The sequence below is a fragment of the Propionibacterium ruminifibrarum genome (genome assembly GCF_900289195.1).
GTDB classification, from domain to species: Bacteria; Actinomycetota; Actinomycetes; order Propionibacteriales; family Propionibacteriaceae; genus Propionibacterium; species Propionibacterium ruminifibrarum.
Window position 1 is genome coordinate 236,697 of sequence record NZ_OMOH01000003.1, and the last position, 16,163, is coordinate 252,859.

Below are 16,163 nucleotides of genomic sequence, written 5' to 3' on the forward strand. Positions count from 1 at the left end.
TACATCGGCACCGAGCACATCCTGCTGGGCCTGATCCGTGAGGGCGAGGGCGTGGCGGCCCAGGTGCTGATCAAGCTCGGCGCCGACCTCAACCGTGTCCGCACCACGGTGCTGGCACTGCTGAGCGGCTACCAGGAGGAGAGCGGCGCACAGCCGGCCACCGCCGGTGCCCCGGAGGCCCCGAGTTCCAACCCGTCGAACAGCACGCTCGACCAGTTCGGCCGCAACCTGACCCAGGCCGCCCGTGAGGGCAAGCTCGACCCGGTCATCGGCCGCCAGAAGGAGATCGAGCGCGTGATGACGGTGCTGAGCCGTCGCACCAAGAACAACCCGGTGCTGATCGGCGAACCCGGCGTCGGCAAGACCGCCGTCGTCGAGGGCCTGGCCCAGGCGATCGTCCGCGGCGATGTGCCCGAGACCCTGCGCAACCACCAGATCTACTCGCTCGACCTGGGCGCCCTCGTCGCCGGCTCGCGGTACCGCGGCGACTTCGAGGAGCGTCTCAAGAAGGTGCTCAAGGAGATCAAGACCCGCGGCGACATCGTCCTGTTCATCGACGAGATCCACACCCTCGTCGGCGCCGGCGCCGCCGAGGGCGCGATCGACGCGGCCTCGATCCTCAAGCCCATGCTGGCCCGCGGCGAGCTGCAGACCATCGGCGCCACGACACTCGACGAGTACCGCAAGCACATCGAGAAGGACGCGGCCCTCGAACGCCGCTTCCAGCCGATCCAGGTGGACGAGCCGTCCATCGCGTTGACCATCGAGATCCTCAAGGGGCTGCGCGACCGCTACGAGGAGCACCACAAGGTGACCATCACCGACGAGGCGCTCACCGCGGCGGCCAACCTCGGTGACCGCTACGTGCAGGACCGCTTCCTCCCCGACAAGGCCATCGACCTGATCGACGAGGCCGGTGCCCGCATGCGGATCGCGCGGATGACCGCTCCGCCGGACCTGCGCGAGTTCGACGAGAAACTCGCCGGGGTCCGTGCCGAGAAGGAGTCGGCCATAGACCACCAGGACTTCGAGGCCGCCGCGAAGCTGCGCGACGACGAACGCAAGATCCTCGCCGCACGCGCCGAGAAGGAGGCCGCCTGGAAGGAGGGCGCCTCCGACGTGCCCGCCATCATCGGTGAGGAGCAGATCGCCGAGGTCCTCTCCGGCTCCACCGGTGTGCCGGTGTCGCGCCTGACCGAGGCGGAGTCGCAGCGGCTGCTCCACATGGAGGACGAGCTGCACAAGCGCTACATCGGCCAGGACGAGGCGGTGAAGGCCATCTCCCGGTCGATCCGCCGCACCCGTGCCGGCCTGAAGGACCCCAACCGCCCCTCGGGCTCGTTCATCTTCGCCGGCCCCTCCGGCGTCGGCAAGACCGAGCTGACGAAGGCGCTGACCGAGTTCCTGTTCGGCGACGAGGACGCCCTCATCACCCTCGACATGAGCGAGTACTCCGAAAAGCACACGGCCAGCCGCATGTTCGGCTCCCCGCCCGGCTACGTCGGCTACGAGGAGGGCGGCCAGCTCACCGAGAAGGTGCGCCGCAAGCCGTTCAGCGTCATCCTCTTCGACGAGATCGAGAAGGCCCACCCGGACATCTTCAACTCGCTGCTGCAGATCCTCGACGAGGGGCGCCTGACCGACGCCCAGGGCCGTGTGGTCGACTTCAAGAACACCGTGATCGTCATGACCACGAACCTCGGCTCGCGGGACATCAGCCGTACCGTCAACCTCGGCTTCAGCCGCGCAGGCGACACCGAGAGCGGCTACGACTCGATGAAGGCCAAGGTGTCCGAGGAACTCAAGACGCACTTCCGCCCCGAGTTCCTCAACCGCGTGGACGAGGTCGTCGTCTTCCACCAGCTCACCCAGGACGACATCCTGCGCATCGTCGACCTCATGGTCGGCCAGATCGAGAAGCGCCTGTCCGAGCGCGACATGAGCATCGAGCTCACCGACGCGGCCAAGCAGCTCATCGGGCGGCGCGGCTTCGACCCGGTGCTCGGCGCCAGGCCGCTGCGCAGGGCCATCCAGCGCGACATCGAGGACCCGATCAGCGAGCGGATCCTCTACAACGAGCTGAAGCCCGGCGAGATCGTCGTCGTCGACGTGGCCGAGGGGGCCGACGAGAAGAGCTCCGAGCCCTTCACGTTCGCCGGCACCCCCAAGGCCGCCGTGGCCGACGCCGATCTGGCTCAGCTGACCGGCGGTGACGTCCCGCAGGAGTGATCCGGACATGATCGGCCAGAGGCCGGTGCGCACCAGGCGCACCGGCCTCCTTGCTGTCCGGGCCCGACCACGGCGGTAGCCTGAGAACCATGTCGACGATCGAACTGGCCACCGTCGAGCTCGGCGGGCCGAGGCCCGCCATCATCGTCCCCCTCACCGGCCCCGACGACGAGCAGGTACTCGCCCAGGCCACCGGTGCCGCGGCGAGCCCGGCCGACATCGTCGAATGGCGCGTCGACCTGTTCGACGAGCCCACGCCCGCCCGCGCGGGGAAGCTGGCCACCGAGGTGGCGGCCCACGCCGCACGGCCGCTGCTGACAACCGTGCGGACCACTGCGGAGGGCGGCCGGTTCGGCCGCGGAACGGGCGCCTACGCCGATCTGGTGGCCGCCCTGGCCGCCTCAGCCGGCGTCGAACTGGTGGACGTCGAGTGCGCACGCCCCGGCGCGGCGGGTCTCGTCGCGGCGGTGCACGAGGCGGGCGGGTACGTCGTCGGCTCCTTCCACGACGTCGCCGCGACGCCCGGCGTGGGCGAGATGCTCGATCGGCTGCGCGCCCAGGCCGCCGCGGGCGCGGATGTGTGCAAGATCGCCGTCATGCCGCAGGCCCCGGCCGACGTGGCCCGTCTGCTCGAGGCCTGCGCCCTGGCCGACGCCGAACTGGACCAGCCCGTCATCGCGATGGCCATGGGGCCGCTGGGGCTCGCCAGCCGCCTCATGGGCGGTGACTTCGGGTCCGCGGCGGGATTCGCCTCGCTCGGCGGGCACGCCTCCGCCCCCGGGCAGGTGCCGGTGGAGGACCTGGTGGCGGCCGTCGCTGTCATCGACCGGCTGCGGCGGGCCTGAGCCGGGGCGGGGCCGTCGGCTCCTTCTCAGCACCAGCGCGCGCGGATGTCGGCCAGGCGCGCAGGACGGTTGGCGCGCCAGTGGGCGCGTTCCTGGTCCGCCCAGTCGTCCCAGTGCGGGGCGAACAGTTCGCCGTCGCGGCCCAGCGCACGCGTCTTGCGGTCCTCGGGGCCCATCGTGAGCCACAGGCGCGTCGTCGCGAGCGGCGCCGAGTCGCGGGTGAGGGCCCCGCAGCCCTCGACGAGCAGGGGAGCGGCGGGATCGAGCACGACCCTGGTGGTGCGGTGGTGCTCCTGCCAGTCCCAGCGCCAGTAACCCGGGTCGGTGCCGGTGATCAGCGCCGGCACCTGGGCGGCCGCATCGGCGAGGCCCCGCCAGCCGGGATAGACGTCGTCCATCCGGACCAGTTGCAGGCCGGTGACGCCGCGTTCGGCAAGGGCGGCCGCGAGCTCATCGGCCAGCCGGCTCTTGCCGCTGCCGGAGCCGCCGTCCAGCAGGACGACCATGCGCCTGTCGGCCGCGTCCGCGATGACCCGGTCGGCCAGCGCGCCCAGCGCGGCCGGCAGGCGCATCGTCATGAGGTCACCGGCGCGAAGGTTCCCGCCACGATCGCGGCGGTGAGGGACACGGCGACGAGCGTGAGGGCGATGGCCACCCCGACCGCATCGGCTCGACCCAGCCTGGACGGGCGCGCCCAGGTGCGGTTGCGGGCGTGCTGGGCGTCGAAACCGCGGGCCTCCATGGCCGTGGCCAGTCTCGTGCCACGCCGGATCGCGAAGACGAGCAGTGCGAAGGCCATCGTCGCCCAGCGTCTGAGCCGGCCGGTGTCACCCAGGCCACGCGCCCGGCGGGCCTGCCCCAGGGTGCGCCAGTCCTCGAGGAACAGGCTCAGCATGCGCATGCCGGCCAGCGCGCCGAGCACGAAACGGGCCGGGAGCCTGAGCACCTGGGCCAGGCCGTCGGCCATCGCCGTCAGGTCGAGTCCGCCGAGCAGGACGACCGCCGACAGGCCGAGGACGAGGACCCGCAGGATGACGGCGCCGGCCATGGTCAGCGAGCGCTGCGTGATGACGACGAGCCACCAGTGCCAGTAGACGGTGCCGCCAGGTTTGCCGTAGAGGGCCATCGTCACGGCTGCGAGCAGTGCGGCGACGGCGACCGGGATCATGCGGCGGGCCATCGTGGCCGTCCGGACACCGGCGGCGCGGAAGACGGCGAACAGGCCGACGAGCATGATGCTCGCGCTCAGCCAGTCCAGGCTGATGAGCACCGGCAGTGCGACGAACACGGTCAGCAGGAGCCGCGAGACGGGGTTGAGGCGGTCGAGCGCTGGGGCGGCCGGTTTCGTGTCGCCGGCGGGCGGAGCGGCCCGCCCGGACCGCGTGGCGGCGGTGGCACTCATGCCGCCTCCCGGCCGGTCGGCTCCAGGGCGAGGAGGTTCTCGCCCAGCAGCCGCACGTAGGTGTCGTCGTGGGTGACGGAGATGATCGTGCGGCCCTCGTCCAGGATGGCCTGCACCAGACGAACCAGGTCGGTCCAGGTGACGCGGTCCTGCCCGAAGGTCGGTTCGTCCAGGACGATGAGCGAGGGGCCGGTGGCCAGGACGGTGCCGACCGACAGGCGGCGTTTCTCGCCGCCCGAGAGGGTGAAGGGATTCGCGTCGGCCACGCCGGTCAGGTGCAGGCGCTCCAGCAGGGCGTCGACCCGGCCGGTGATCTCGGTGCCCGGCCGGCCGAGCGCCCTCAGCCCGACACCGAGTTCTGCGCGCACGCTCGTCTCGACGAACTGGTGTTCCGGGTTCTGGAAGACGACCCCGAGCCGGGTCAGCAGGTCGCGGCTGGCCCAGGTGGCCGGTGAGGCCGGGTCGAAGCGTCGCCGCATGGCACGGGTGAGGAAGCCGGTGTGCCGCGGCCGCAGCTGCTCGGCGGCCTCGACCCGTCCGGCGAGCGGGGCGAGCAGACCGGCCAGGGTGAGGGCCAGCGTGGTCTTGCCCGTGCCGTTCGGTCCGACGACGACGGTCGAGCGGCCGGGCGGGATGGCCACCTCCAGTCCGCTCTGGACCGGCCGCCCGGTCTGGTAGCCGATCGTGAGCCGGTGACCGGTCAGGAGCGGGCGGCCGGCAGGGGGCGGGCTGTTTCGCGGTTCGATGTCGGGAGCGACCCCGGGTACCCATGCCCCGGCCGCCGCGAGTTCGGGGCCGCGTTCGGCGAAGACCTCGGCGGGCGCGCCGTCGGCGAGGACGCCCCCGCCGGGGGCCAGCACGATGACCCGGTCGACGAGGTCGGACCAGACCTCGACGCGGTGCTCGACGATGACGAGCGTCGTGCGGCGGTCGGCGACGACGTTCGCCACGGCCTCGCGCACCCGGTTCACACCGGCCGGGTCGAGATTGGCGGTCGGCTCGTCGAGGCAGAGCAGACGCGTGTCGGCTGGGCTGCCGGACCACATGGCCAGGGCGCCCGCGATCGCCAGGCGCTGCTTCTGCCCGCCGGACAGGGCGCTCGTCGGGTGCTCCAGCGGCAGGTGCAGGCTCACCGCGTCCAGGGCGGCGCGGACGGCCGGCCAGATGTGCTCGCGGGCCATGCCCAGGTTCTCGCAGCCGAAGGCCACGTCGTCGCCGATGCGCTGGCTGATGACCTGCGCGTCGGGGTCCTGCATGACCAGTCCCACGGCGCCGCGCATGCGGGTGGGGTGTTTGCCGCCCACCAGCACCGAGCCGGTCTGCTCTCCCTCGTCCTCGTCCCCGAGCACGCCGGCCAGCGCCGCGAGCAGCGTCGACTTGCCGGCGCCCGAGGCGCCGAGCAGGAGCACCCGTTCGCCCTCGCCGAGGGTGAACGAGATGTCGCGGGCGGCCCAGGCGCTGCGGCCGGCGTAGCGCCAGCCCCAGTCCCGAACCTCGACCGCATGCGTCATCTCAGGCCGCACGTCCCGAGGCGAAACGGTTCAGCGCACCGGTGCGGGCCAGCGCCCGGGTGATGACCCAGGCGAGCAGGCCGGCCAGCAGGAGGCCGCTGATGATGTTGGTGACCAGGTAGATCGCGTTGTACGCCAGTCCCAGCGTGATGTTCGGCGTGGTGCCGATGAACAGTTCGTTGAGCCAGGCTCCGACACCGGCGCCGGCCCCGGCGAGCATCGTGACGGGCAGCGACCAGACCCGGTATCGGAAGAGGGCGAAGACCAGCCCTGCGCCGAGGCCCTGGAACAGGCCCGAGGTGAGGGTCGTGATGCCCCACTGGTTGCCGATGGCCGTGGAGACCAGGGCGGCGACGAGTTCGACGAAGACCGCGGCTCCCGGTTTGCGGATGACCTGGCCACCCAGGGGGCCGCCGAGGTACCAGATGCCGGTCGCCAGGCCCCCGAGGCCCGGGGTCAGCGCGCTCATCGCCCCGTACCAGGCGCCGCCGGCGGCATTCCAGAGCCAAAAGATCAGGCCGACGGCGACCGCCAGGACGGCGGCGACGACGATGTCGACGACTCGCCAACCGTGGCGGCCGGTCCTGGCGGGGCGGGTCTGGTCGGCAGCGGATGATGACGATGACATGTGTGCCCTCTCGGTGACGGACCGCCGGTGCGGTCCTGGCTGGTGGGCACGGTGCGAAGCTGCTCCGCAAGAGGCCTCCCTGCGCCGGCATGACCCGGATCAGGTTCGACGGTCGAAGGCTCGTCGCCTTCCTCTCAGCCCGGTGCACCGGACTCCCGTGTTCTGCGCCCAGTATAGGGCTGCGCCGGGCGGTGCACGAATGCCCCGGATGGGGCGACGGTCACCGCGGCTGCGGACAGGCGGTCGCCCGGTTCGTGCGTCCCGGCCCGCTCGGCCGGGGCCGGTCACACCGCCGAATCGGCGCTCGCCTCCGGCCCTTCCCCGGTGGCCCCCCTGATCACGGCGGGGAGGAAACCGGGGAATGCCGCCTCCACGTCGGCCGTCCTCAGGACGTTCATCCGGGACGTCCCGACCCAGTACTGGTGAATCAGGCCGGCCCTGCGCAGCGCCGCGAAATGGTGGGTGGCCGTGGAGGCCTTGACCGGGAGTTCGATCGCGCTGCAGCTCATCGGCCGATCGGACGCGGCGAGCTGCACGACGATGCTGAGCCTGATCGGATCCGCCACGGCCTCGAGGGCGCGTGAGAACTGCATCTCGTGCACCTCGGGCTCATCGCCGGGTTCGGTTCTCGCCATCTGGCCCTTCCTCATGATCGCCGACGAACCTTCGCATGACCGGCCGGGGGCCATGCCGAGACGATCGTCCCGGACGCTGCGCCGACCGGCCCGCGCGAGCACGGGCTCAGGGTCGCCCGGGTGAACGGGATCTGGTCGCGACGGTGACAACCCTAGCTCCCCGCGCGTGCCGGGACCGATCGTGAGTCGCACCGGCCACGATGGTGCAGTGCAGGGGCTCTCGGCGCGAGCCGGGCGGGTCCGGGCTGGAACGTCCCCAGTACTTTGATTATAATCAAAATTGATGTGGATCGAATTATCTGCGGTGTCCGGCCCCGGCACGTCATGACCGCCCACGGCCGGTTCTGGCCGGGAGTCGTCATGCTCCCGGCCCGCTCGTCCGGAGCGAAGTGCCGGACGCCGGCCCGCGCATCCCCTCCACGGAAACGAACAACCATCCGGACTCACTTCCTCCGGACTTACTTCACGAAAGACAGGACCCCCATGGATCCCACGTACGCGCCCCTCTTCGAGCCCTACACCTTGAACAACGGCGTCGAGATCAAGAACCGCCTCACCGTCGCCCCACTGACGATCTACGACCAGGGGCCCGATGGTGAGATCACCGAGGCCAACCGCCGGTTCTGGAAGGACCGCATCCGTGGCTTCGGGCTGTACATCATGCCCTTCACGAATGTTCACCCCAGTGCCATCGGCTTCGAGTCCCCGCAGGCGATCAGCGAGTCCAATCTCCCTGCGCTCACCGAGTACGCCGAGATCGCCCACGGGCAGGGGGTCAAGGCCGTCGTCCAGCTCGCCCACGCCGGCGCCCACGCCAATCGGGCAATGACCAAGGGCTACGACGTCATCGCCCCCACCGGGCATGTTCTCGACGCCTTCCGCACCATGACCGATGCCGAGGTGCGCGAACTGATCCACAGTTTCGCCAATGCCGCTGAACTCGCCCTGCGGGCCGGGTTCGACGGCGTCGAGATCCACGGTGCCAATGGCTTCCTCGTGCAGCAGTTCGTCTCCGCGGCCACCAATCTGCGCACGGACCACTGGGGTGGGGACTTGGCCAAGCGCATGAGATTCTCCCTGGAGATCATCGACGCGATCGACGCCGTGCGGCGCGAGCACGATCGGCCCGACTTCATCATCGGGTACCGGTTCTCGCCGGAGGAGCCGGGGGCGCGCGGCCTCACGATGGCCGACACCCTGAACCTCGTCGACGCGCTCGTGGACAAGCCCCTGCAGTACCTGCACGTCTCGCTGTGGGACTTCTACAAGCGGGTCCGTCGCGGTGCCAACCAGGAGCTGACCCGTATGCAGGTTCTTCATGACCGCATCGCCGGTCGCCTGCCACTCATCGGGGTCGGCAATCTCTACACCGCCGACCAGATCCTCGAGGCCTACCGGACGGGCTGGGCGGAGTTCATCGCCGTCGGCAAGAGCGTCCTGCTCAACCCCAATCTCGCCGAACTCATCGAGACCGGCCGCCAGGATGAGATCCAGACCGTCTTCGACTGGGACAGGGCCGATGAGTACCGCTACACACCGGCCATGCTCGAGGGCACCAGGATGGGGGCCGACTTCTACCCGCCGTCGAAGCAGTACGGCGTGAGCTACGTGACCGAGAAGTTCTGAGCCCGCGCCGCGTGGGCCGGGCGCCGGGCCGCGTGGGGCACCCTCATGGTGGCGGTCCCGGGATGGTCTCCCGCCGCGGGATCACAGGGTGATGAGTTCGCCGTGGCGGTGCGCCAGCCCGTCGGCCAGCAGGCCGTCCAGGGCGCGACGGGCCTGCGCCCGGTCCACGTCCCAGCAGCCGAGCAGCGTCTCGGTCTCGACGCCGGCCCGGTTGCGGCGCAGCTGGTCGAGCAGGCGGCCGCGGGCCTGACGGTCCGTGCCCGCGTACGCCTGCCCGCGCCGGGCCGGGCCCTCGTGGGCGGGCCGCCCTGCCGCCAGCCAGCGGCAGTGGCCGGCCACCGGGCAGTGGGCGCAGTCCGGGGCGGCCGCCGTGCACACCAGCGCCCCGAGTTCCATCGACGAGGCCGCCCAGCGGGCCGCGGTCGCGGCGTCCGCGGGCAGCCAGCGGGCCGCCAGCCGCCGTTCCGCGGCGGTCGTCGAGTTCGCCGGGTACTGCCTGCCCCGGTCGATGCGGGCCAGCACGCGCCGCACGTTCGTGTCCAGGACGACGGCCCGGGCGCCGAAGGCGAAACTGGCGATGGCGGCGGCGGTGTACTCGCCGACGCCCGGCAGCGCCCGCAACTGTTCGGGTTCGGCGGGCACCCGGCCGCCGTGGCGCGCGACGATTGCCACCGCCGCACCATGCAGGCGCAGGGCGCGGCGCGGGTAGCCGAGGCGCCCCCACGCGGCGACGGCCTCACTCGACGGTTCGGCGGCCAGCGACGCCGGTTCGGGCCAGCGGCGCAGCCAGGCGCGCCAGGGCTCGATGACGCGGGCCACCGGTGTCTGCTGGGTCATGAACTCGCTGACCATCACCCCCCACGGGCCCACCGACGGGTCGCGCCACGGCAGCGGGCGCGCCGCGGTGGTGAACCACTGCGCGACGGTCCCGACGATCCGGGCGCGCTCTGCGGGGCCTGGTGCGGCGGCGGGCTTGTCGGCGGGCATGCCGGCAAGCCTATGCGAGACGGCCGGCTGCGACGGCTGGGCAGCTGCGGGTCGCGGCGGCCCTGGTTCGCCATCGGCCTGCTCCGAGGGGCGGATTGAGCGCGGCGACGAGGCGCGTCGCGTGCGACGCGGGCCGCGGCGCCCTTAGCATGAGGGGCATGAACACACTCCTGCACCCGCAGGGGCCCGAGGGCGAGGCCGTGTACTGGCGCCGCCGCGCCGTGATCATGTTCATCGTCATCGCGATCATCGCGGCCATCAGTCTCATCGTGGGCCGCGTGCGAGGCGACGGAGACGGCGCCGAGGCCGTCGGCACCGCGAACCCGGGAACGACCGCACAGGCGCAGGAGCCCGGCACGGTCCCCGAACCCACCGACGACGGCCAGTGCGTCCTGGACGACGTGGTCCTGGACGTCACCGCACCCGACGGCACCGAGGCCGGCCAGGCCGTTGAACTGACCGTGCACCTGGCCGCCAGCGCCGGGACCCCGTGCTCGCTCGACCTCGACGAGCACGCCCTGTCCGTCACGGTGAACTCGGGAACGGACGAGTACTGGAGCACCGCCACCTGCACCGACGCGGCACCGGCCGGGCAGCTCGCACTCATGGGCGCCGACCCGGTGCCGTTGACCATCACCTGGCCGGGCACGCGCGTCGCTGAGGGCTGCTCCGACACCGGTGAGGCCGCTGCCGCGGGCAGCTACGCCGTGACCGTCGAGATCGACGGCGGCGGCTACGCCACCTCGCAGTTCGCGCTGGTCTGAGAAACCGGCGGCCCCGGGCGTGGGGAGCGGGCGGCCGTCACTCCGGGTCGCCGGCGCCCCTGCGGTTCGGCCTGCGCAGGTCGAGCACGCCGAGGGCCTGGGCGACACTGGTGACCTCGACGACCTCGAGACGGCCGGGGAGCGGGGCCCTGCGGTCCCGACTGTTCGCCGGGACGACGGCCAGTTCGAAACCGAGCCTGGCGGCCTCGGCGAGGCGACGTTCGAGGCCCGGCACGCGGCGCAGGTCACCTGCCAGGCCGACCTCGCCGAGGGCGAGCACCTTGTGCGGGAAGTTGCGGTCGACCAGTGCCGAGGCGACGGCGATCGCCACCGCCAGGTCGGCGCTCGGATCGGTGATGCGCGCACCACCGACGGTGCTCACGTAGACGTCCCGGTCGAACAGACGCAGCCGCGCCTTCGACTGCAGGACGGCGAGCACCATCGAGACGCGGGAGAACTCGATGCCGCTGGTGACCCGGCGCACCGGCACCTCCTTGCGCACCTTGGCGGCCAGGCCCTGCACCTCGGCGAGCAGCGGACGGCGCCCCTCCATCGTCACGGTGACGCAGGTGCCCGGCACCGGCTCGTCGTGGCGGGTGGTGAACAGGCCCGACGGATCGGGCACCTCGACGATGCCGTTCTCGGCCATCTCGAAGCAACCCACCTCGTCGGAGGGGCCGTAGCGGTTCTTGACGGCCCGCACCATGCGGAAACCAGAGTGCCGGTCGCCCTCGAAGTTGAGGACGACATCGACCAGGTGCTCGAGGGTGCGGGGCCCGGCGATCGCGCCGTCCTTCGTGACGTGCCCGACGATGATGACGGCCATGCCGCGGGCCTTCGCGACACGCACGAGGGCGGCGGTCACCTCGCGCACCTGCGCCGAACCGCCCATGATGCCGTCGGTCTGGGCGGCGCCGACCGTCTGGATGGAGTCGAGCACCAGAAGGGTGGGTTCGGTCTGCTCGATGTGGCCGAGCACGGTGCCGAGGTCGTTCTCGGCCGCCAGGTACAGTTCGTCGGCCAGCGCGCCGGTGCGCTCGGCGCGCAGCCTCACCTGCGAGGCCGACTCCTCGCCAGTGATGTACAGCGTGCGGCTGCCGCCCCGCGCCCACTGCGCCGCGACCTCGAGCAGCAGCGTCGACTTGCCGACGCCCGGCTCACCGGCCAGCAGCGCGACGACACCGGGCACCAGGCCGCCCCCGAGAACACGGTCGAGCTCACCGATGCCCGTGAGGCGGCGGTTGACCGCCTGCGCGGAGACCTGCGCGATCGGCACCGCCTTCGACGCCGGTTCCTGCGAGGCGACCGATGCCGGCGCGGGGGCGTCGCGCTCGACGACGCTGCCCCAGGTCTGGCACCGCCCGCAACGCCCGACCCACACCGGGCTCGTCCACCCGCACTCGCTGCACCGGTAGGCGTCTTGCTGTTTCCTGGCCATGAGTCAAAGGTACGGGCCGGCACCGACATTCCCGGCCCGGCCCGGGGCGGGCCGCTCACCGCCGCACGTCGCCGGCCCATCCGCGCGCCGCGGCCGCCTCACCTGGGACCAGGTGTGCCTCAACACCCCCCGGGGCCTGTCCTCGCGCCCGCCGACGCCGCCACGCGAACCATCTCGACCACGAGCGGCGAGGACCCATCCGGTCGCGTGCCGGCGCACTGCTGCCATCGCCGGGCCGCCCGCCCGCGGGGTCCACTACCCTTGAGCGAGACCGGGCGGTGCGGGGCGGGCGCCGCGTGGTCGTTCGAGCCCAGTGGTGCCGCGGCACCCCGACACGAGCGGAGCGGTGATGCGACGGATGCTCATGCGCCTGTCACGGCTCGACGGTTTCCGCCGCCTGCTCGTCGAGGCTCCCGCGACCCGCGAACTGATCGGACGCTACGTCGCCGGCGAGACGCTCGACGACCTCACCGAGGTGCTCGCCGACCAGCGGTACAAGGGCCTGGCGGTCAGCGTCGACGCGCTGCTGCCCGAGGCCGCCGGCGAAACCACGGCCGGCACCAATGAACGCTCCTACCTGGGCTGCCTCGACGCGCTCGCCGAGGCCGGGTTGAGCGCCGGCGCCGACATCAACGTCAAACCCTCCGCGCTCCTCGCCCCGGCGGGGGACCGCGAGGGGCTGTACGCCCGGCTGGCCCGCATCTGCGCCGCTGCGACCGGTGCGGGCGCCGACGTCACGGTCAACGTGGGCGGGCCGGACGAGGTCGAACCCGCCCTGGAGGTGACCGAGCGGCTGCGCGGGGACTTCCCGCGCACCGGCATCGTCCTGCTGGCCGGCCTGCGCCGCACCGAGTCCGACTGTCGGGCACTGGCCGCCGCCGGCGCCCGGGTCCGGCTGTGCAAGGGCGACAGGGGCGCCGGCCGCGACGTGTTCGGGAGCAGGCACGCCGTCGACCTGTCGTACGTGCGCTGCCTGCGCGTGCTCATGGCCTCCGGCGCCTACCCGGTCGTCGCCACCCACGATCCGCGGCTCGTCGAGATAGCCCTCGACCTGGCCGCACAGCACCACCGCGGACCGGCCGACCACGAGTTCCAGATGCTCTACGGGGTGCGCCCCCTCGAGCAGCGCCGCCTGGCCGACATCGGCCGGACGATGCGCACCTGCGTGCCCTTCGGCCCGGGCTGGTACGCCTACTTCCTGCAGCGCGTCGCCGACCACCCGGCCAACGGGGCGCTGTACGCCCGCAGCCTGCTGGGGCGGCGATGAGCGTTCACGGAACGGCTGCGGAGCCGGCCGGCCGCGGCGCGGTGGTGGCCTCGGGTGCGACGGCCGCGCGGCGCCGCCCCCACCTGGGGCTGGAGACCCTCGGCGTGCTCGCCGTCTGCCTCGGCCAGTCGGCCGTCTACTCGGTGCTGTCGATCCTCAACAAGCTGACACTGGGCCCGGCCCTCAACGAGCAGACGACCACCATCAACAACTCGGCGACCCCCGACCGGCCCTGGCTCGACCTCGCCTACAAACTGGCCGACTACCTCTTCCTCGCCGCGCCCGTGGTCATCGTCCTGTACCTGCTGGCCACCGTGTGGCGTCCCGGCCGTGACCCGTGGCGGGCCATCGGCCTGGACGCCGGGCGCCTGGGCCGCGACGCCACCATCGGCGCCGGACTGGCGGCGGCCATCGGCGTCCCCGGCCTGGGCTTCTACGTCCTCGCCCGATGGATCGGCATCAACACGACCGTGGCGGCCGGCAACCTGTCGGAGCACGCCTGGACCGTCCCGCTCTACGTCCTGGCGGCCTTCGCGAACGGGCTGCTCGAGGAAACCGTCATGGTCGCCTATCTGCTCACCCGCTGGCGCCAGTGCGGCTGGCACCCGGGCGCCGCCATCGCGGTCAGCGCCCTGATCCGCGGCGCCTACCACCTGTACCAGGGCTTCGGCGGTTTCATCGGCAACGCCGTGATGGGCGTCGCCTGCTGCCTGTACTGGCGCCGAACGGGACGGCTGTGGCCGCTCGTCATCGCGCACACCCTGCTCGACGTCGTCAGCTTCGTCGGATACGCCCTGCTGCACGACGCGGTGAGCTGGCTCTGAACGGGACCGGCATCCACGGGGCGGCCCCAGCCCTCGGCACCGGGGGGCGCGTTTTAGACTCGGCCCATGCGAGTTGGTGTTTTTGGAGCAACAGGTCAGGTGGGCGGCGTGATGCGCACGTTGCTCGACGAGAGGAACTTCCCCGTCACGCAGATGCGCTACTTCGCGTCGTCACGCAGCGCAGGACGCACACTGCCCTGGAAGGATCAGCAGATCACCGTCGAGGACATGGCGACGGCCGACTTCAGCGGTCTCGACGTGGCCATCTTCTCCGCGGGCAAGGGCGCCTCGAAGGAGTACGCCCCCAAGGTCGCCGCCACCGGCGCGACCGTCGTCGACAACTCCTCCTGCTGGCGCATGGATCCCGAGGTGCCGCTGGTCGTCTCCGAGGTCAACCCCGGGGACGTCGTGAACCCGCCCAAGGGCATCATCGCCAACCCGAACTGCACCACGATGGCCGCCATGCCGGTGCTCAAGCCCCTCCACGACGCCTGGGGCCTCACCCGCCTGATCGTGGCGACCTACCAGGCCACCTCGGGTTCGGGCCTGGCCGGTGTGCGCGCCCTCGAGGAGCAGACCCGTGCGGCCTGCGAGGGCGACATCCACGAGCTCACCTTCCACGGCGACGCCATCGCCTACCCCGACGACCTCGGCCCGTACGTCGCGCCGATCGCCTTCAACGCGGTGCCGCTGGCCGGCAGTGTCGTCGACGACGGCTCACTCGAGACCGACGAGGAGCAGAAGCTGCGCAATGAGTCCCGCAAGATCCTGCACATCCCCGAGCTGGCCGTCGCGGGCACCTGCGTGCGCATCCCCACGTTCACCAGCCACGGCCTGGCGGTGAACGCCGAGTTCTCCGGCGAGGTCAGCGTCGAGGGCGCCCTCGAGATCCTCGCCGACGCTCCCGGCGTCCAGATCAAGGACGTGCCGACCCCGCGCGACGGCGCCGGCATCGACCCGAGCCTGGTCGGGCGCATCCGCATGGACCAGTCGGTGCCCGGGCCGCACGGGCTGGCGATGTTCGTCACCGCCGACAATCTGCGCAAGGGCGCCGCGCTCAACGCCATCCAGATCGCGGAACTCGTCGTCGCCGGCAGGTCCTGACGATGACATCGGCACAGGAGACCCGGGCGGGAGAGGCCGCCGCCCCGCCCCGCCTGGGTTTCCTGGGTGCCGGCACCATGGGCGGCACCATCGTCGCCGGACTGGTCGCCTCGGGACACCCGGGTGAGCTGATCGGCGTCACAAGCAGCACCCCGGCCACTCGCGAACGGCTCGCCGAGCAGCTGGGGGTGCGTCCCTTCGAGACCAACACCGGGGCCGCCGCCTGGGCCGACGTCGTCGTCCTCGGCGTCAAGCCCCATGCGGCCGGCGAACTCCTCGACGAGGTCCGCGCCCAGCTCGGCGACCAGAAACTCGTCATCAGCCTCTGCGCCGGACTGACCACCGCGGCCCTCGAATCCCACCTCGATCCGGGGGCGCGCCTGGTGCGCGTCATGCCCAACACGCCCTCGGCCGTCGGAGCCGGCATGGCCGGCATCAGCGCCGGCTCCTGCGCCACCCGGGACGACCTCGACACCGCCGTCGCCCTGATGAGCGCCGTCGGCAGGGCCGTCGTGGTGCCCGAGTCGCAGCAGAACGCCCTCGCCGCCCTCAGCGGCTCCGGGCCGGCCTGGGTGTTCCACGGCATCGAGGCGCTCATCGAGGCGGGCGTCGCCCAAGGCCTGCCCAGGAGCCTCGCCACCGAACTGGTCGTCCAGACCGTCAGGGGCTCGGCCCAACTGCTCGACGAGACCGGTCAGCACCCCTCCCTGGCCCGCGAGGCGGTCACCTCGCCCGGCGGCACCACGGCGGCCGGGCTGCGCGTGCTCGACCAGCGGGCCGTGCGCGCGGCCGTCGTCGACGCGGTCGACGCCTGCGTCCGGCGCGCCGAGCAACTCGGCTGAGCCCCTCACACCGGAAAAATCCGACACGCAGGAAGCCGAATCGGAATTTTCCTACATGGAG

General features: G+C 72.0%; 15 protein-coding genes and 1 riboswitch. Of the genes, 8 read left to right on the forward strand and 7 right to left on the reverse strand.

The genetic code is table 11. The annotated features are described in order from the left end of the window. Together PROPJV5_RS04765 and aroD are read left to right on the forward strand one after the other, a co-directional pair. A partial coding sequence (locus PROPJV5_RS04765; RefSeq protein WP_239018396.1) for an ATP-dependent Clp protease ATP-binding subunit occupies nt 1–2,229 on the forward strand: 2,229 nt, incomplete at its 5' end. An 89-nt stretch (nt 2,230–2,318) separates the two neighbouring features. Then, nucleotides 2,319–3,074, forward strand: a complete 756-nt coding sequence (gene aroD, locus PROPJV5_RS04770) for a type I 3-dehydroquinate dehydratase (RefSeq protein ID WP_119715192.1) — start codon at nt 2,319–2,321, stop codon at nt 3,072–3,074. A gap of 26 nt (nt 3,075–3,100) precedes the next feature. Here the strand turns inward: aroD and PROPJV5_RS04775 are convergent, their stop codons facing one another. The 5 genes from PROPJV5_RS04775 to PROPJV5_RS04795 all read right to left on the reverse strand — a co-directional run bounded on the left by PROPJV5_RS04775 (nt 3,101) and on the right by PROPJV5_RS04795 (nt 7,250). After that, on the reverse strand, nt 3,101–3,652 hold the full coding sequence (locus PROPJV5_RS04775; RefSeq protein WP_220474334.1) for a nucleoside/nucleotide kinase family protein: 552 nt from the start codon (nt 3,650–3,652) through the stop codon (nt 3,101–3,103). Continuing rightward, nucleotides 3,649–4,476, reverse strand: a complete 828-nt coding sequence (locus tag PROPJV5_RS04780; protein WP_119715193.1) for an energy-coupling factor transporter transmembrane component T family protein — start codon at nt 4,474–4,476, stop codon at nt 3,649–3,651. The genes PROPJV5_RS04775 and PROPJV5_RS04780 overlap by 4 nt, the downstream gene beginning before the upstream one ends. Beyond that, on the reverse strand, nt 4,473–5,987 hold the full coding sequence (locus PROPJV5_RS04785) for an ABC transporter ATP-binding protein (protein WP_119715194.1): 1,515 nt from the start codon (nt 5,985–5,987) through the stop codon (nt 4,473–4,475). The genes PROPJV5_RS04780 and PROPJV5_RS04785 overlap by 4 nt, the downstream gene beginning before the upstream one ends. Nucleotide 5,988: 1 nt before the next feature. Further along, nucleotides 5,989–6,615, reverse strand: a complete 627-nt coding sequence (locus PROPJV5_RS04790; protein ID WP_119715195.1) for an ECF transporter S component — start codon at nt 6,613–6,615, stop codon at nt 5,989–5,991. A 59-nt stretch (nt 6,616–6,674) separates the two neighbouring features. After that, nucleotides 6,675–6,784, reverse strand: a riboswitch (TPP riboswitch). Nucleotides 6,785–6,899: 115 nt separating this feature from the next. Continuing rightward, nucleotides 6,900–7,250 carry an ArsR/SmtB family transcription factor gene (locus tag PROPJV5_RS04795; protein WP_119715196.1) on the reverse strand — a complete coding sequence of 117 codons (351 nt, stop codon included), beginning with the start codon at nt 7,248–7,250 and terminating at the stop codon, nt 6,900–6,902. A gap of 483 nt (nt 7,251–7,733) precedes the next feature. On the opposite strand from PROPJV5_RS04795, the gene PROPJV5_RS04800 reads away from it, so the two are divergent. Next, on the forward strand, nt 7,734–8,876 hold the full coding sequence (locus PROPJV5_RS04800) for an NADH-dependent flavin oxidoreductase (protein WP_119715197.1): 1,143 nt from the start codon (nt 7,734–7,736) through the stop codon (nt 8,874–8,876). Nucleotides 8,877–8,957: 81 nt separating this feature from the next. Here the strand turns inward: PROPJV5_RS04800 and PROPJV5_RS04805 are convergent, their stop codons facing one another. Continuing rightward, the gene (locus PROPJV5_RS04805) at nt 8,958–9,863 is read right to left on the reverse strand and encodes an HhH-GPD family protein (protein ID WP_119715198.1); all 906 of its coding nucleotides are present in this window, start codon (nt 9,861–9,863) and stop codon (nt 8,958–8,960) included. Between the two features lie 158 nt (nt 9,864–10,021). Here PROPJV5_RS04805 and PROPJV5_RS04810 point away from each other — a divergent pair, with 158 nt between their 5' ends. Continuing rightward, entirely contained in the window at nt 10,022–10,627 is a 606-nt protein-coding gene (locus tag PROPJV5_RS04810) for a hypothetical protein (RefSeq protein WP_119715199.1), read from the forward strand. 37 nt (nt 10,628–10,664) lie between these two features. Here the strand turns inward: PROPJV5_RS04810 and radA are convergent, their stop codons facing one another. Further along, nucleotides 10,665–12,065 carry a DNA repair protein RadA gene (gene radA, locus PROPJV5_RS04815; RefSeq protein ID WP_119715200.1) on the reverse strand — a complete coding sequence of 467 codons (1,401 nt, stop codon included), beginning with the start codon at nt 12,063–12,065 and terminating at the stop codon, nt 10,665–10,667. Nucleotides 12,066–12,414: 349 nt separating this feature from the next. On the opposite strand from radA, the gene PROPJV5_RS04820 reads away from it, so the two are divergent. The 4 genes from PROPJV5_RS04820 to proC all read left to right on the forward strand — a co-directional run bounded on the left by PROPJV5_RS04820 (nt 12,415) and on the right by proC (nt 16,102). Further along, nucleotides 12,415–13,332: a proline dehydrogenase family protein gene (locus PROPJV5_RS04820; protein ID WP_119715201.1), complete on the forward strand. Its 918-nt coding sequence runs from the start codon at nt 12,415–12,417 to the stop codon at nt 13,330–13,332. Further along, nucleotides 13,329–14,156, forward strand: a complete 828-nt coding sequence (locus PROPJV5_RS04825; protein ID WP_119715202.1) for a CPBP family intramembrane glutamic endopeptidase — start codon at nt 13,329–13,331, stop codon at nt 14,154–14,156. Before PROPJV5_RS04820 ends, PROPJV5_RS04825 begins: the two co-directional genes overlap by 4 nt. A 66-nt stretch (nt 14,157–14,222) precedes the next feature. Beyond that, nucleotides 14,223–15,260 carry an aspartate-semialdehyde dehydrogenase gene (locus tag PROPJV5_RS04830; RefSeq protein ID WP_119715203.1) on the forward strand — a complete coding sequence of 346 codons (1,038 nt, stop codon included), beginning with the start codon at nt 14,223–14,225 and terminating at the stop codon, nt 15,258–15,260. Between the two features lie 2 nt (nt 15,261–15,262). After that, nucleotides 15,263–16,102, forward strand: coding sequence for a pyrroline-5-carboxylate reductase (gene proC / locus PROPJV5_RS04835; protein ID WP_119715204.1), 840 nt, complete (start codon nt 15,263–15,265; stop codon nt 16,100–16,102). Nucleotides 16,103–16,163 lie beyond the last annotated feature (61 nt).

Coding starts and splice junctions, on each gene's coding strand:
- aroD (WP_119715192.1), top strand. CDS start 2,319: ATGTCGACGATCGAACTGGCCACCGTCGAGCTCGGCGGGCCGAGGCCC.
- PROPJV5_RS04775 (WP_220474334.1), bottom strand. CDS start 3,652: ATGACGATGCGCCTGCCGGCCGCGCTGGGCGCGCTGGCCGACCGGGTC.
- PROPJV5_RS04780 (WP_119715193.1), bottom strand. CDS start 4,476: ATGAGTGCCACCGCCGCCACGCGGTCCGGGCGGGCCGCTCCGCCCGCC.
- PROPJV5_RS04785 (WP_119715194.1), bottom strand. CDS start 5,987: ATGACGCATGCGGTCGAGGTTCGGGACTGGGGCTGGCGCTACGCCGGC.
- PROPJV5_RS04790 (WP_119715195.1), bottom strand. CDS start 6,615: ATGTCATCGTCATCATCCGCTGCCGACCAGACCCGCCCCGCCAGGACC.
- PROPJV5_RS04795 (WP_119715196.1), bottom strand. CDS start 7,250: ATGGCGAGAACCGAACCCGGCGATGAGCCCGAGGTGCACGAGATGCAG.
- PROPJV5_RS04800 (WP_119715197.1), top strand. CDS start 7,734: ATGGATCCCACGTACGCGCCCCTCTTCGAGCCCTACACCTTGAACAAC.
- PROPJV5_RS04805 (WP_119715198.1), bottom strand. CDS start 9,863: ATGCCCGCCGACAAGCCCGCCGCCGCACCAGGCCCCGCAGAGCGCGCC.
- PROPJV5_RS04810 (WP_119715199.1), top strand. CDS start 10,022: ATGAACACACTCCTGCACCCGCAGGGGCCCGAGGGCGAGGCCGTGTAC.
- radA (WP_119715200.1), bottom strand. CDS start 12,065: ATGGCCAGGAAACAGCAAGACGCCTACCGGTGCAGCGAGTGCGGGTGG.
- PROPJV5_RS04820 (WP_119715201.1), top strand. CDS start 12,415: ATGCGACGGATGCTCATGCGCCTGTCACGGCTCGACGGTTTCCGCCGC.
- PROPJV5_RS04825 (WP_119715202.1), top strand. CDS start 13,329: ATGAGCGTTCACGGAACGGCTGCGGAGCCGGCCGGCCGCGGCGCGGTG.
- PROPJV5_RS04830 (WP_119715203.1), top strand. CDS start 14,223: ATGCGAGTTGGTGTTTTTGGAGCAACAGGTCAGGTGGGCGGCGTGATG.
- proC (WP_119715204.1), top strand. CDS start 15,263: ATGACATCGGCACAGGAGACCCGGGCGGGAGAGGCCGCCGCCCCGCCC.